The following is a 14,442-nucleotide window of genomic DNA, read 5'->3' on the forward strand; positions in this document are numbered from 1 at the left end:
TCGGCCCGCTGGAACCGCCCGCGTGCCGGGCAACAGGTGTTAGATGACGACAATTATTACAGTTCGAAAAGGCGGCAAGGTCGTGGTGGCCGGCGACGGTCAGGTCAGCCTCGGCCAGACCGTCATGAAGGGCAATGCCCGCAAGGTCCGCCGTATCGGCAAGGGCGAAGTGATCGCCGGCTTCGCTGGTGCGACCGCCGATGCCTTCACCCTTCTGGAAAGGCTTGAAAAGAAGCTGGAACAATATCCGGGTCAGCTGATGCGCGCCGCCGTTGAGCTCGCCAAGGACTGGCGCACCGACCGCTACCTCCGCAATCTCGAAGCCATGATGCTGGTTGCCGACAAATCGGTGACGCTCGCCATTACCGGCAATGGCGATGTGCTGGAGCCCGAACATGGCGTTGCCGCTATCGGTTCGGGCGGCAATTTCGCGCTTGCCGCGGCTCTCGCACTTACCGACACAGACAATTCCGCCGAAGACATCGCCCGTCGTGCGCTCGATATCGCTGCCGACATCTGCGTGTACACGAACCACAATGTCATCGTGGAAACGCTGGACGCGGAATGACGGAATATGTCTTCCGTCCCGTCACGGTGGCTGATCTGCCCCTTCTGGCCGAATGGCTGGGGAGGCCGCATGTCCGCCGCTGGTGGAGCGAGCCGGAAGAGGCACTGGCCTCGATCGAGGAGCATCTGCGTGATCTGGCGGTCGAGCCCTATATTGTGACGCTCGACGGCAGTGATTTTGCCTTCATTCAGGTGGCGGATCTCGATGGTGAAGACGATGCTGCACTGGACGGTCAGCCCGATGGTACCTGCGGCATCGATCAGTTTATCGGGGTCGCAGCGCTTCTGGGAAAGGGTCACGGCCCGGCCTTCATGGCGCAGTTTTGCCAGTCGCTTTTCGATAGGGGCAAGAACCGCGTGCTGGTTGATCCGCATCCGGACAACGCTTTCGCAATCAGAGCCTATACCAAGGCAGGCTTTCAAAGACTTGGCGAAACTACTACGAATTACGGCCGGGCGCTTCTGATGGCCCTGGACCGCCAGGAGAATGATAGACAATGACCACTTTTTCTCCCCGCGAGATCGTTTCCGAGCTCGACCGCTACATCATCGGCCAGCATGAGGCCAAACGCGCTGTCGCGATTGCGCTCCGCAACCGCTGGCGCCGTCATCAGCTCGATCCGAGCTTGCGTGACGAAGTCATGCCGAAGAACATCCTGATGATCGGTCCGACCGGCGTCGGCAAGACGGAAATATCCCGTCGCCTCGCCAAGCTCGCCGGTGCACCTTTCATCAAGGTCGAAGCCACGAAATTCACCGAAGTCGGTTATGTCGGCCGCGACGTCGAGCAGATCATCCGCGATCTCGTCGAGGTCGGCATCGGCCTGATCCGCGAAAAGAAGCGTACGGAGGTTCAGGCAAAGGCCCATATGAGCGCCGAAGAGCGCGTTCTCGATGCGCTGGTCGGTGCGACGGCCTCGCCCGCGACGCGTGAAAGCTTCCGCAAGAAGCTGCGCAATGGCGAACTCGACGACAAGGAAATCGATATCGAAGTAGCCGATACCGGCTCCGGAATGGGCGGCTTCGATATTCCCGGCATGCCGGGCGCCAATATCGGCGTACTGAACCTGTCGGAAATGTTCGGCAAGGCCATGGGCGGCCGCACCAAGAAGGTGCGCACCACGGTGAAGGCCTCCTACACCGACCTGGTCCGCGACGAGTCCGACAAGCTGATCGACAATGAGGTCATTCAGCGCGAGGCCGTGCGCTCGGTTGAAAATGACGGCATCGTCTTCCTCGACGAAATCGACAAGATCGCGGCTCGCGATGGCGGCGCCGGCGCCGGCGTTTCCCGCGAGGGCGTGCAGCGCGACCTGCTGCCGCTCGTCGAAGGCACGACGGTCTCGACCAAATACGGCCCGGTAAAGACGGATCACATCCTCTTCATCGCCTCGGGCGCCTTCCATGTTTCCAAGCCGTCGGATCTGCTGCCCGAATTGCAGGGCCGCTTGCCGATCCGCGTCGAGCTTCGTCCGCTGAACAAGGAAGACTTCCGCCGCATCCTGACGGAAACCGAGGCCAGTCTCATTCGCCAGTATAAGGCGCTGATGGAAACCGAAAGCCTGACGCTCGATTTCACCGATGACGCGATCGATGCGCTCGCCGATGTCGCCGTCCATCTGAACTCCTCAGTCGAAAATATCGGCGCGCGCCGCTTGCAGACGGTCATGGAGCGGGTGCTGGACGACATCTCCTATAACGCGCCGGATCGCGCCGGCACGGATGTGAAGATCGATGCCGCCTACGTACGCGAGCATGTCGGCGATCTCGCGCAGAATACAGACCTGTCGCGCTTCATCCTGTGATCGGGAAACATCGTTTCCTGTCTTTGCGCAGATAACGCAGAAACTTTGATGATCTGAACTCTCGACAGCGGGCCTTTTACTTTTTAGTGAAAGGCCCGCTTTGTTTTTTGTACGGCTTTATTCGGACAAGATTCTGGTCCAGTCAGCCGCGACACGAAGACGACAGGGAAAGACGGGAAAGCAGATCGTGCGACGCCTTTTGACAAGCCTTGTGATTGCCATCACCATTGCGGGCTCGGTTCCTGCGCTTGCGGCGCAGGCTGTCCCGCCAGGCAACCGTCATGCCGAGCAGCCGGATATTCCAGGCGCTTCGGTCCGCCGCACCAAGGGCACCAAGACGACGTTCGATATCAAATATGAGAAGGTGTACGACCTCCTGTCGACCGACCATGAACTCATGGGTAAGATCAAGAAGGTTTCGAATGCCTATGGTATCAACCCCATTCATGTGATCGGCGCGATCGTCGGCGAACATACTTATAATGTCGATGCCTATGACCGCTTGCAGTCCTACTATGTGAAGGCCGCGTCCTATGCCGGTCAGAGCTTCCGTTTTGCCTATGATGGCGAGAGTGTCGATGATTTCGTCGACCGGCCGCAATTTGCCGCCTGCAACGGCAAGAGCGATTCCTACACGCTCTGGATCTGCCGTGAGGATGTCTGGGAAAGTGATTTCCGCGGCAAGACCGTCGATGGCAAGAGCTTCCCCAACAATCGGTTCAGCGCCGTCTTCTTCCAGCCCTTCTATGCCGGCCAGACCTTCGGTCTCGGCCAGGTCAATCCGCTGACCGCTCTGATGCTGTCCGATCTCGTATCCCGTGTTTCCGGCTATCCGAAGCTTAACGAGAAGAATGCCGGCTCCGTCTACAAAGCGATCATGGACCCAGACATCTCGCTCGCCTTCGTCGCGGCCTCGATCCGCCGGTCGATCGACGACTACAAGGAGATTGCCGGCATGGATATCTCCGGCAATCCGGGGGTGACAGCCACACTTTATAATGTCGGCAATTCCCGCCAGCGCGCCGCAGCCCTTGCTGCCAAGAATCGTTCCTCCGGCACGACGGTCTGGCCGGAAGAGAATTATTACGGCTGGCTGATCAACGACAAACTGGACCAGCTCAAGGGCCTGCTCTAACTTCAGGCCTGCCGGGAAGACGATATCTCCCGGGAAAGGCTATGCTGATGGACATGCGTCCGGACCCCTTCGTACCGTCGGCACCGCTGCCGCGCACCGTGCCGCCTTCGCGGCTCGAAATCATCAGGACGATCTTCCGCAACCCGCTCGAACTCTGGGGCGAGCCCTCCTATACGCTACCCTGGATCTACACCAATTTCTTTGGGCAGCGAACGCTGATCGCCAACGATCCCGGGCTGATCAAGCATGTGCTGGTCGACAATGCCAATAATTACCGCATGTCCGACGTCCGCCAGCTTGTGCTGCGCCCGATCCTGCGCGACGGACTTCTGACCGCCGAAGGTTCGGTTTGGAAACGCTCGCGCAAGGCCGTCGCCCCCGTTTTCACGCCCCGCCATGCCAAGGGCTTTGCCAGCCAGATGCTGCGCCAGTCGGAAGAATACGTCCACAAATATGCCGGTGTCGACGAAGCCGGCACGATTTTCGATATCAGCACCGACATGACGGAGCTGACTTTCGCCATTCTCGCAGACACGTTGTTTTCCGGTGAGATCGTCACATCGAGCGGCCACTTCGCCGATGATGTCAATGAGCTGCTGCATCGCATGGGCCGCGTCGATCCGATGGATCTGCTGCGGGCGCCGTCCTGGGTTCCACGTGTGACACGTATCGGCGGCCAGAAGGTGCTGGAGAAATTCCGGGCGATCGTGCGCAACACCATGGATATGCGGCTTGCCAAGATGAAGGCAGATCGCAGCACCGCGCCGAACGATTTCCTGACCCTGCTGCTGGAGCAGGCCGGTCCTGATGGTCTCACAAAGGAGGAGATCGAGGATAATATCCTGACCTTCATCGGTGCGGGCCACGAGACCACAGCCCGCGCGCTCGCCTGGACGCTCTATTGCGTATCGAACAGCCCGCATATCCGCGAGGCGATGGAAGAAGAGATCGACAGGATCCTCGCTTCAGGCGCAGACCCGGTCGAATGGCCGGATTTGATGCCGCAGACCCGCGCCGCCTTCGAAGAGGCACTCCGCCTTTATCCGCCGGCCCCGTCGATCAATCGCGCGGCCATTGCAGATGATTCCTGGACCAGCCCCAAGGGCGAGCGGGTCGAGATCGAGGCTGGTGTTACTGTGCTCGTCATGCCCTGGACACTACACCGCCATGAGCTCCATTGGGACCGGCCCCGCGCCTACATGCCGGAACGTTTCCTTCCCGAAAACCGCGCCTCCGTTGGCCGCTTCCAGTTCCTGCCCTTCGGTGCCGGTCCGCGAGTCTGCATCGGCGCGACATTCGCACTTCAGGAAGCGGTGATCGCATTGGCTGTGCTGATGCATCGCTATCGGTTCGATTCGACCGATCAGACGAATCCCTGGCCGGTGCAGAAACTGACGACGCAGCCGCAAAACGGCCTTCCGATGCGCGTGACCCGCCGGACTGTTTCCAAGCCTGCATAAATCTTTCGAATTGTTGCTGAATTGACTGTGAATGAAAGCCGGGCAAAGTGGCAGCATGAAAAAGCTGCCACTGCAAGGGAGACACCGCATGAGCCGCATTGAAAAGAATGGTCTCTTCATCGAAGCCGTCCTTCATGATTTCCTCGTGAAGGAAGCGTTGCCGGGCCTCGCAATCGATGCGGACAAGCTTTTCGCCGATTTCTCGGCGATTGTGCATGATCTGGCTCCGAAGAATCGCGCACTGCTTTTGAGGCGCGATCAGCTGCAGGCAAAGATTGACGATTGGTATCGCCAGAACGGCGCACCGACGGATATGGACGCCTATCAGTCCTACCTGAAGGAGATCGGCTATCTCCTGCCCGAGGGGCCGGATTTTCAGGTTTCGACCGCCAATGTCGATGCCGAGATCGCCTCCATTGCCGGCCCCCAGCTCGTCGTTCCCGTCATGAATGCCCGTTACGCCCTGAATGCCGCCAACGCCCGCTGGGGATCGCTCTATGACGCGCTCTATGGCACCGACGCTATCCCGGAAACGGACGGCGCCGAAAAGGGCAAGGGATACAATCCCAAGCGTGGTGAGAAAGTTATCGCCTGGGCACGTGATTTTCTCGATTCCGCGGTTCCGCTCGAAGGCAACTCCTGGAAGAATGCCGGCTCTTTCGCCGTGAAGAATGGTGCTCTCGTTATCGCCGCCACCAACGGCATGGCTCTCGCGCTCAAGAATGCCGAGCATTTCGCCGGCTATCGCGGCGATGCGAACGCGCCGACCCATATTCTTCTCAAGAATAACGGCATTCACATCGAAATCGTGCTCGATGCGTCGACCCCGATCGGCAAGACCGATCCGGCCCACATTTCCGATGTCTGGCTTGAATCGGCGATAACCACGATCATGGATTGCGAAGATTCCGTTGCTGCTGTTGATGCCGAGGACAAGGTCACCGTCTACCGCAACTGGCTTGGCCTCATGAAGGGTGACCTGCAGGAGGAAGTGACGAAGGGCAGCTCCACTTTCACCCGCAGGCTCAATCCTGATATCGCTTATACAGCGCCCGGCGGTGCGACCTTCGAGCTGCATCGCCGCTCGCTGATGCTGGTGCGCAATGTCGGCCACCTCATGACCAACCCGGCAATCGTCGATCGGGATGGCAACGAGGTGCCGGAAGGCATCATGGATGCCATGATCACCGGCTTGATTGCGCTTTACGATGTCGGCTCCTCCGGACGCCGCAAGAATTCGCGCGCCGGCTCAATGTATGTCGTCAAGCCGAAGATGCATGGTCCAGAAGAGGTCGCCTTCGCCGTTGAGATCTTCTCGCGCGTTGAAGATGCCCTCGGCATGGCGCGCAACACCATCAAGATGGGCATCATGGACGAGGAGCGCCGCACCACGGTCAATCTCAAGGAATGCATCCGCGCTGCCCGCGAACGCGTCGTCTTCATCAACACGGGTTTCCTCGATCGCACCGGCGATGAGATCCACACTTCTATGGAAGCCGGTCCGATGATCCGCAAGGGCGACATGAAGCAGGCTGCCTGGATCGGCGCCTACGAAAACTGGAACGTCGATATCGGCCTCGAATGCGGCCTCTCCGGCCACGCACAGATTGGCAAGGGCATGTGGGCGATGCCTGATCTGATGGCCGCGATGCTGGAGCAGAAGATTGCCCATCCCAAGGCGGGGGCGAACACCGCCTGGGTACCGTCGCCGACGGCCGCCACTCTGCATGCCACGCACTATCATAAAATCAATGTCGCCAAGGTACAGGAAGGTCTGAAGGACCGCATCCGCGCCAAGCTCTCCGATATTCTCTCGGTGCCGGTCGTTGTACGGCCGAACTGGACTCCGGAAGAAATCCAGCGTGAACTCGACAACAACGCTCAGGGCATTCTGGGTTATGTCGTGCGTTGGGTCGACCAGGGCATCGGTTGCTCCAAGGTGCCTGACATCAACAATGTCGGCCTCATGGAAGACCGTGCGACGCTGCGGATTTCCGCCCAGCACATGGCGAACTGGCTGCACCACAAGATCGTCACCAGGGAGCAGATCGTCGAAACCATGAAGCGCATGGCCGCCGTCGTCGATCAGCAGAATGCCGGCGATTCGGCCTACATTCAGATGGCCGGACATTTCGATGATTCGATCGCCTTCCAGGCGGCACTCGATCTGGTCCTGAAGGGCAGGGAGCAGCCGAATGGTTACACCGAGCCTGTCCTGCATCGCCGCCGCATCGAGCTCAAGGCGAAGCAGACCGCCTGAGCCTGAGCATGCCGAATACAAAAAGGCCGCCGAACCCAAGGTCCGGCGGCCTTTTTTATACCGAATTCGGTGTTTAACTTACTGGATGACGATGACCTTGGAGGTGGTCTTGCCTGGACGGACGCGGCTGTAGAGGTCGATGACGTCCTGGTTCATCAGGCGGATGCAGCCCGACGAAGCGGCAGTACCGATCGAGGCCCATTCCGGAGTGCCGTGCAGGCGGAAGAGCGTGTCCTTGCCCTCTTCATTGAAGAGGTACATGGCGCGTGCGCCGAGCGGGTTGGTGAGGCCTGGACCCATACCGTCTTCGACATACTTGGCGATTTCAGGACGACGGACGGCCATTTCCTTCGGCGGGTGCCAGTTTGGCCATTCCTGCTTCCAGGCGACATAGGCCGTGCCGGACCAAGCGAAGCCTTGTTTGCCGACGCCAATGCCGTAGCGAACGGCCTTGCCGTTGGGCAGGATGTAATAGAGGTGACGCTCGCGCGTGTTGACGATGATCGTGCCGGGGCGTTCGTCGCTCTGGTAGCTGACGATCTGGCGGCGGAATTCCGGCTTGACGCGGTCGATCGGGATCGCCGGTAGGGAGTATCCGGCATCCGACGTTACGCCATACGCGTCATTGAAGATTTGTGCCGTCTGAACGGTCGGACCCGCGCCCGTGTCGGTGGATGCGGTTTCGGACGTCGTGGAGCAGCCGGCCAGTGCCAGGGTCGCCAGCAGGCCAAATACAGGGAATGCATTGCGGATGCGCATGGATGACTCGTGAAGGTTTTGGGCAATTGGAGGATAGTCTTTCGACCATCGTTATTTATGGTTTATTTTCGATTAACTTTGCCTTTGCAAGGCTGCTGCGGTGCGACAAAATCCATCTGAGCCGCAAATTAAAAGCGCATGGCTTTTTTGCAACAACGGCCAACCCCACTTGATGGTTATCCATGACGATTTTGAGCGTTTACAATAACAATCCGTTAATCGATGGCCGGCAATCGGACAGGGCCATGATGGTTCGCCGTGGCATGCAGATTTTGCTTCACGACATGCGCCACGCGGTGCTGCCGGAGCTGCCGCTGGCGAGCGGTCGCCGGGCCGATCTGATCACGATCTCTGAAAAAGGAGAGGTCTGGATCGTCGAGATCAAGACGTCGATCGAAGACTTCAAGGTCGATCGCAAATGGCCGGATTACCGCCTGCATTGCGACAGGCTATTCTTTGCAACACATAAGGATGTGCCCCTGGATATCTTCCCGGAAGAGTGCGGCCTTTTTCTTTCAGATGGTTACGGGGCGCATATGCTGCGCGAAGCACCTGAACACCGCCTGCCGCCAGCGACCCGCAAGGCCGTGACCCTCAACTTCTCGCGCGCAGCCGCTCAGCGGCTGATGATGGCCGAATGGGCAAACGGCAAGCCCTTCAACGTCGACGACGTCTGATTATTTCGGCGCGCGTTTGGCGAGGATGCGCTGCAGTGTGCGGCGATGCATGTTGAGCCGGCGTGCCGTCTCGGACACGTTGCGTTCGCACATTTCATAGACACGCTGGATGTGTTCCCAGCGGACGCGATCGGCCGACATGGGATTTTCCGGCAGTTCCGCCTTCTCTCCCGGCCGCTGCGTCAACGCGGCAAACACATCATCGGCATCCGCGGGTTTTGCGAGGTAATCCACAGCCCCGAGCTTCACCGCGGTCACGGCAGTGGCGATATTTCCGTAGCCCGTGAGCACGATGATTCGCGTATCGTCACGCCGCTGGCGGATCGCTTCGATGACATCGAGGCCATTGCCGTCGCCGAGTCTTAGGTCGACCACCGCATATTTCGGCGGCCGGCCCTTGGACTTGGCCACACCTTCTGCCACCGATTCGGCCGTTTCCACATGAAAGCCGCGCGCCTCCATAGCCCGCGCCAGGCGACGCAGAAAGGGGCCGTCGTCGTCGACGATCAGCAGGCTCGGGTCAGGCCCGATATGCTCCTCGTTGGAGCCGGCGGAAATCTCGTGATTCTGATCTGTCATCGCTACGGTCCCGACGGTTGAATGTCCGAAATGCGTCAACCGCTCATATCCTGTTTATGCCCACAAAGTCATTTTGTCGAATTTGCGTCCATCAATACGCGTGGCCATTCGATTCGAATGCGAGCACCGGCGTTTTCCGGTTCGCGGTTTTCGAAAATCAAGGATGCACCGGAGCGCTCCAGCAGCGTTTTGGCGATGAAAAGCCCCAGTCCCAGGCCTCCAGCCATATCTTCCTTCTGCCGTTTGGTAACATAGGGTTCGCCGATCCGCGTGAGAATATCAGGCGCGTAACCGTTGCCGTCATCCTCGATGACAATGAGCACCTTTTCGTGATCGTGCTCCACCGTGACCGTCACCTTCTCCCGCGCATAGTCGACGGCATTCTCGACGAGGTTGCCGAGCCCGTACATGATGCCGGCATTGCGGTCGGTAACAGGCTCGCCCCTGCGCGGGCTCTTCTCAATCAACTCCAAATTGATACCGAATTCGCGATGCGGCGCCACGATCTCCTCCATCATCGAGGAGAGCGGTAGCCGCCGCAGATGCGCATCGCCCTCGGCAGAGAGCGTCGTCAGCCGGCGAAGGATATCGCGGCAGCGCTCGCTCTGGCTGCGCAGGAGCTGCACATCCTCGCGGAACCGGTCGTCATTCTTGAGCTCGCGCTCCATTTCCTTGGCAACGACACTGATCGTGGCAAGCGGCGTGCCGAGCTCATGGGCTGCCGCAGCGGCAAGCCCGTCGAGCTGCGAAAGATGCTTCTCCCGCTGCAGCACAAGCTCAGTTGCTGCCAGCGCGTCAGCAAGCTGGCTCGCTTCCATCGACACCCGGTAGGCATAGAAGGCGGCGAAGGCCATCGTCGAGGCGATCGAGCACCAGACGCCGAACTGCATGACATTGTGCACATTGATTTCCATCCCGTCGAACCACGGAAGCGGGAAGGGCGAAAAGGCAAGCACGGTAATGCAGACCATCGCAAAGCCGATCAATGCGGTGCTGTAGCGGATCGGCTGTGAGGCGAAGGAAATGATGACGGGTACGCAGACCAGAGCTGCAAAGGGATTGGCCAGACCTCCGGTAATGAAGAGCAGCGCGCAGAGCTGCAGAAGATCGAAACCCAAAAGCGCAAAAGCGGCAGGTGGCTCAAGCCGGTGGGTCGGCGGATAGCGGATCATCAGATAGAAATTCACCCAGGCGAGTGCCGCAATCAGCGAGCAGCTGGCAACCAGCGGCAGGGGGAATTTCAAGAGGAAGGCGACGATGACGACCGTTACCGCCTGGCCGGTGACTGCCAGCCACCGCAATCGCACCAAAGTCTGCAACCGCAGCCGGCGGCTGCTCAGCCTGTCTTCCTGTGTCTGGATCTCGGTCTTCTCGATCACGCCATACTCCTACTGCCCACACTCTCACAGCATCGACGCCGGCGCTCCAAGGACGGCAGATTATGTACCACGGGGCTTTGCCCTTGTCGTTGGCGCCGCTTCGTCAGGCCTCTCCGGCCAGGGATGTCTCGGATAGCGCCCACGCATGTCAGCACGCACATCCCTCCATGAGCCCGCCCAGAAACCGGGCAGGTCGCGGGTCGTCTGGATCGGCCTGTGGGCCGGAGAAGTAAGCTCCAGAAGCAGGGGCAATCGTCCCCCAGCGACCGCCGGATGCTGCTTGAGACCGAAGAGCTCCTGAACCCGGATCGTCAGCGTTGGTTCTTCGCCGTCGTACTGGATCGGATGACGCTGCCCCGTTGGTGCCTCGAAATGCGTTGGAGCAAGCCGTGCGAGATCGCGCTGCAGATCGTGCGGCACGAGTGCCATCAGCCCGTTGGAGAGCCCGGAGACGGAAATATCCGAAAGCCCTCGCGCGTCCGTTTGGAAAGGGATGAACCAGTCTTCCATCCGGTCAAGTAGTGCTTCATCGCTGATATCGGGCCACGGTTCACCGATCGTCCGATACAGGAAGCCGATTCGCTCCCGAAGTTGCAGGGCCTCCTTGGAAAAGGGAAGCTGATCGAGCCCTAGTTCCTGCAATCCCTGCGCAAGCGCCCGCACCACCGCCTCGCCGGAGGGGCGCGGAAGCGGCGCTTCCTCGAAGATGATCGCTCCGAGCCTTGTGGCCCGGCGTGCCCGCACCTGCCGGCTCTGCCTGTCGAAAAAGGTCTGGTCGTCCGTCCGGATTTCGCCCGGCAGTTCAACCTCGATGTCGGCACGGGAGATGTCCGCTGCCGCCAGAATTCTCCCCTGCGCGGCCCGGCCCGTCAGATCGGCAATGACCAGCATCTGGCTGCCGGCCAGCCGCTCGGTCTCCGCCAGCTCCGCGCCGCGGCCATTCGCCATGACATATCGCCCGCGCGCGCCGCGCTGAAGTGCGACCCGATCCGGGAAAGCGTGCAGCAGAAGCCTTCCTGCGAGCGCAGGTTCAGCACTTGAAACCTTGTTGAAGCCTTCCGAGAGCCTTCCCGCGAGCCGCCTCGAAGCCTCTGCCCTTTCGCCTTTTTCGCCTTTGAACCGTCGCAGGCGCTCTTCCAGATCGAGGCTGGTGCCGCCGAGCCCTTGCTCGGTCAAAAGCACGGAGATCAGCGCCGCATCCTTGGCATGACCTGATTCACCAGCCGAGACCACCATGGCAGCCAGCCGCGGTGGCAGCGCGAGGTCGCGCATCACCTTTCCGCGCGCCGTCAATGCGCCGTCCTTGTCCAGCGCCCCGAGCTGCATCAGCAGCGCACGGGCTTCCCTGACCGTCGTCTCCGGTGGCTGATCGACAAAGGCGAGCGATTTTGTGTCCTGGACGCCCCAAGAGGCAAGATCGAGTACGAGACCGGAAAGATCACTCGAAAGGATCTGTGGTGGGGTGAAGGCCGGGAGCGCCGCCGTCTGGCCTTGGTGCCATAGACGGATGGCGATGCCTGGCTCCGTTCTTCCGGCGCGGCCAGCACGCTGATCGGCCGAAGCGCGCGACACGCGCACGGTTTCCAGCCGCGTGATGCCCGTCGATGCCTCGAAGACGGGCAGCCGCTGCAACCCGCTGTCGATCACGATCCGTACCCCGTCTATGGTAATCGAGGTTTCGGCAATCGAGGTCGCAAGCACGATTTTGCGGGTACCCGGTGCCGCAGGGCGGATCGCCGTATCCTGCTCCTTCTGGCTGAGATTGCCGTAGAGCGGTGTAATCAGCGTCTCGGCGCCGAACCGCCCCTCTAGTCGCTCTGCCGTCCGTGTGATTTCCGCCTGACCGGGAAGGAAAGCGAGGATCGATCCGGTTTCGCTCGCGTGAAAACCCGCGATCGCCCGCACCACTGCGTCTTCAATTCGCTCGCCGCCCGGTCGGTCCTGATAGCGGATATCAATCGGAAAGCTTCGCCCCATGCTTTCGATGATAGGCGGATGTTCAAGCAACGCAGCCACCCGCTCGACATCAAGCGTTGCCGACATCACAAGGATTCGAAGATCGTCGCGAAGCGCCGATTGAACGTCAAGCGCCAGCGCAAGACCGAAATCGGCATCCAGCGACCGCTCGTGAAATTCGTCAAAGATGACGGTGGAGACGCCTGAAAGTTCGGGATCATCGAGGATCATGCGAGCGAAGACTCCCTCGGTGACAACCTCGATCCGCGTCCTTGCCGACATTCTGTTGTCCAGGCGCATGCGGTAGCCGACCGTTTCGCCCACCTGCTCCCCGAGCAGAGACGCCATCCGGCTTGCCGCGGCGCGTGCCGCCAGCCGGCGGGGCTCCAGCAGGATGATCTTCCCGTCGCCGCGCCAGGCCTGGCCAAGCAGATGAAGCGGTACCAGCGTCGTTTTCCCGGCGCCCGGAGGAGCCGAAAGTACGGCGCGCTTCTCCTTGCCGAGCGCCGCGCTGATATCGGGCAGCACATGCGAAACCGGAAGCTCCGGCAAAGAAGGCATGGTCTTCACTTTCCGCCCGTCGCCATTTCATAGGCAAGGATGGCGGCGGCCAGATCCTCGAGCGCTGCACCAACGGATTTGAAGAGCGTGATTTCCTTATCGTCCTTCCGTCTACCGCAGGTGCCAGCGATCAGTTCTGCGAGCTCGCCGCGTATATTGTCTGCTTTCAATACCCCGTTCTTCAGCGGTTGCATGATGTCGCCACCTTCGCTGAGCGCGCCGGCTCTCGTATCGACATATACGGCGGAGCGACGCACGGCATCATCGTCGCTCTCGCGCATGCTGGGTTTGAAAGCGCCGACAAGGTCGAGATGGGCACCGGGCTTAAGCCACTCGCCACGAATAAGCGGCTCGCTGGAGAGCGTCGCACAGGAAATGATATCGGCCGTTTTCGCCGCCGCTCCAAGATCGCTCACAGCTTCGGCCTGCAGCCCAAGTGCTCGCGCCTCCTCGGCTACCTTCTCCGCCGCTTCGTTATTGCGTCCCCAGACATGGTAGTGCCGGATCGGTCTGGCTATCCCATGTGCCTGCATGAGGTTGAGTGAAAGTCGGCCGGTACCGCAGACCAGCATTTCCTCGGCGTCCGACCGGGAAAGATAGCGCGACGCCAGGGCCGAGGTCGCTGCGGTCCGGCGTGCCGTGAGCTCTCCGCCCTCGATGACCGCCAGCATCTGGCCGGTTGCTGCAGAGGAGAGCAGATAGCTTCCGAAAATCGCCGGAAGGCTTCGGCGAACATTGCCGGGAAAGACGGAAACAGTCTTGATGCCCGTATACTGCCCGGGGAGCCAGGCCGGCATCAACAGAAGAGTGGCATTCTCTTCCCCGGGGACCTCCATATCGTGGTGATGGCGAACGGGCATGACGCAGGTGCTTCGAAACATTGCCTCGATGGCGTCGATAAGCTCCGCCCAGGGCAGTGCGGATCGCGTCTGTTCTTCATCGAGGACAAGCATTCTGAAACTCCGTATCGGCTTGGATATGACTGTTTCAGACTACCGATTGGGGCGGTCGAGGCAAGCGGTTGGAATTCGGGGCCATGCTTCCCATATAAGGAGGGCACCCAAAATCGAGACTGCTTGACCGTATCGAGCGAAAACCGATCCGAAACCGGGCGATTTTGACCGGCAAATTGGCCCGTGTGACCGAGCGCTCAAAAACAGCAAGCAAAATCAACCTGTTACAAAAATGTCAAAAAAGTTGGATTGGTGGTGTTGACTGTTTCGGTGTGTGAGGATTATAAGCCCACTCACTGACGAGGGCGGCGGCGCTGCTGGCGACGAAGTCTCTCGTTCTAAAGAAATCAA

13 protein-coding genes are annotated in these 14,442 nt (G+C 60.0%); 8 read left to right on the forward strand and 5 right to left on the reverse strand.

Annotation, left to right across the window (positions count from 1 at the left end; genetic code table 11):
- Positions 1 to 43 precede the first annotated feature (43 nt).
- The 6 genes from hslV (at position 44) to FHT93_RS24005 (ending at position 7,227) form a co-directional block, all read left to right on the forward strand.
- Positions 44 to 568 (forward strand): ATP-dependent protease subunit HslV, encoded by a 525-nt coding sequence (gene hslV, locus FHT93_RS23980; protein WP_183849731.1) that lies wholly within the window; start codon positions 44 to 46, stop codon positions 566 to 568.
- On the forward strand, positions 565 to 1,068 hold the full coding sequence (locus FHT93_RS23985; RefSeq protein WP_183849733.1) for a GNAT family N-acetyltransferase: 504 nt from the start codon (positions 565 to 567) through the stop codon (positions 1,066 to 1,068). Before hslV ends, FHT93_RS23985 begins: the two co-directional genes overlap by 4 nt.
- Positions 1,065 to 2,372, forward strand: coding sequence for an ATP-dependent protease ATPase subunit HslU (gene hslU / locus FHT93_RS23990; protein ID WP_112545008.1), 1,308 nt, complete (start codon positions 1,065 to 1,067; stop codon positions 2,370 to 2,372). The genes FHT93_RS23985 and hslU overlap by 4 nt, the downstream gene beginning before the upstream one ends.
- Before the next feature lie 187 nt (positions 2,373 to 2,559).
- Positions 2,560 to 3,507, forward strand: coding sequence for a DUF1402 family protein (locus FHT93_RS23995; protein ID WP_183849735.1), 948 nt, complete (start codon positions 2,560 to 2,562; stop codon positions 3,505 to 3,507).
- 47 nt (positions 3,508 to 3,554) lie between these two features.
- The gene (locus FHT93_RS24000; RefSeq protein ID WP_183849761.1) at positions 3,555 to 4,967 is read left to right on the forward strand and encodes a cytochrome P450; all 1,413 of its coding nucleotides are present in this window, start codon (positions 3,555 to 3,557) and stop codon (positions 4,965 to 4,967) included.
- 88 nt (positions 4,968 to 5,055) lie between these two features.
- On the forward strand, positions 5,056 to 7,227 hold the full coding sequence (locus FHT93_RS24005; protein WP_183849737.1) for a malate synthase G: 2,172 nt from the start codon (positions 5,056 to 5,058) through the stop codon (positions 7,225 to 7,227).
- A gap of 78 nt (positions 7,228 to 7,305) precedes the next feature.
- On the opposite strand, the gene FHT93_RS24010 is transcribed toward FHT93_RS24005, so the two are convergent.
- Positions 7,306 to 7,986 (reverse strand): L,D-transpeptidase, encoded by a 681-nt coding sequence (locus FHT93_RS24010; protein ID WP_112545010.1) that lies wholly within the window; start codon positions 7,984 to 7,986, stop codon positions 7,306 to 7,308.
- Positions 7,987 to 7,988: 2 nt separating this feature from the next.
- Here FHT93_RS24010 and FHT93_RS24015 point away from each other — a divergent pair, with 2 nt between their 5' ends.
- Both FHT93_RS24015 and FHT93_RS24020 read left to right on the forward strand, forming a co-directional pair.
- The gene (locus FHT93_RS24015) at positions 7,989 to 8,159 is read left to right on the forward strand and encodes a hypothetical protein (protein ID WP_162710101.1); all 171 of its coding nucleotides are present in this window, start codon (positions 7,989 to 7,991) and stop codon (positions 8,157 to 8,159) included.
- A 9-nt stretch (positions 8,160 to 8,168) separates the two neighbouring features.
- The gene (locus tag FHT93_RS24020) at positions 8,169 to 8,663 is read left to right on the forward strand and encodes an MmcB family DNA repair protein (RefSeq protein WP_029869106.1); all 495 of its coding nucleotides are present in this window, start codon (positions 8,169 to 8,171) and stop codon (positions 8,661 to 8,663) included.
- Here FHT93_RS24020 and FHT93_RS24025 read toward each other — a convergent pair whose 3' ends face one another.
- The 4 genes from FHT93_RS24025 to FHT93_RS24040 all read right to left on the reverse strand — a co-directional run bounded on the left by FHT93_RS24025 (position 8,664) and on the right by FHT93_RS24040 (position 14,091).
- Positions 8,664 to 9,242, reverse strand: coding sequence for an ActR/PrrA/RegA family redox response regulator transcription factor (locus tag FHT93_RS24025; protein WP_025670009.1), 579 nt, complete (start codon positions 9,240 to 9,242; stop codon positions 8,664 to 8,666).
- A 68-nt stretch (positions 9,243 to 9,310) separates the two neighbouring features.
- The gene (locus tag FHT93_RS24030; RefSeq protein WP_183849739.1) at positions 9,311 to 10,621 is read right to left on the reverse strand and encodes an ActS/PrrB/RegB family redox-sensitive histidine kinase; all 1,311 of its coding nucleotides are present in this window, start codon (positions 10,619 to 10,621) and stop codon (positions 9,311 to 9,313) included.
- 60 nt (positions 10,622 to 10,681) lie between these two features.
- The gene (gene hrpB / locus FHT93_RS24035) at positions 10,682 to 13,138 is read right to left on the reverse strand and encodes an ATP-dependent helicase HrpB (protein ID WP_183849741.1); all 2,457 of its coding nucleotides are present in this window, start codon (positions 13,136 to 13,138) and stop codon (positions 10,682 to 10,684) included.
- Between the two features lie 5 nt (positions 13,139 to 13,143).
- A complete protein-coding gene (locus tag FHT93_RS24040) occupies positions 13,144 to 14,091 on the reverse strand; it encodes an ornithine cyclodeaminase family protein (RefSeq protein WP_183849743.1) in 948 nt (315 codons plus the stop codon).
- Between the last annotated feature and the right edge of the window lie 351 nt (positions 14,092 to 14,442).

Source organism: Rhizobium sp. BK379, from assembly GCF_014193955.1.
Classification (GTDB): domain Bacteria; phylum Pseudomonadota; class Alphaproteobacteria; order Rhizobiales; family Rhizobiaceae; genus Rhizobium.

Bases quoted from the DNA above. Each gene is read 5' to 3' on its own strand.
- FHT93_RS24025 (WP_025670009.1), bottom strand. From the start codon at position 9,242: ATGACAGATCAGAATCACGAGATTTCCGCCGGCTCCAACGAGGAGCAT.
- hrpB (WP_183849741.1), bottom strand. From the start codon at position 13,138: ATGCCTTCTTTGCCGGAGCTTCCGGTTTCGCATGTGCTGCCCGATATC.
- hslV (WP_183849731.1), top strand. From the start codon at position 44: ATGACGACAATTATTACAGTTCGAAAAGGCGGCAAGGTCGTGGTGGCC.
- FHT93_RS24010 (WP_112545010.1), bottom strand. From the start codon at position 7,986: ATGCGCATCCGCAATGCATTCCCTGTATTTGGCCTGCTGGCGACCCTG.
- FHT93_RS24020 (WP_029869106.1), top strand. From the start codon at position 8,169: ATGACGATTTTGAGCGTTTACAATAACAATCCGTTAATCGATGGCCGG.
- FHT93_RS24000 (WP_183849761.1), top strand. From the start codon at position 3,555: ATGGACATGCGTCCGGACCCCTTCGTACCGTCGGCACCGCTGCCGCGC.
- hslU (WP_112545008.1), top strand. From the start codon at position 1,065: ATGACCACTTTTTCTCCCCGCGAGATCGTTTCCGAGCTCGACCGCTAC.
- FHT93_RS23985 (WP_183849733.1), top strand. From the start codon at position 565: ATGACGGAATATGTCTTCCGTCCCGTCACGGTGGCTGATCTGCCCCTT.
- FHT93_RS24040 (WP_183849743.1), bottom strand. From the start codon at position 14,091: ATGCTTGTCCTCGATGAAGAACAGACGCGATCCGCACTGCCCTGGGCG.
- FHT93_RS24005 (WP_183849737.1), top strand. From the start codon at position 5,056: ATGAGCCGCATTGAAAAGAATGGTCTCTTCATCGAAGCCGTCCTTCAT.
- FHT93_RS24015 (WP_162710101.1), top strand. From the start codon at position 7,989: ATGACTCGTGAAGGTTTTGGGCAATTGGAGGATAGTCTTTCGACCATC.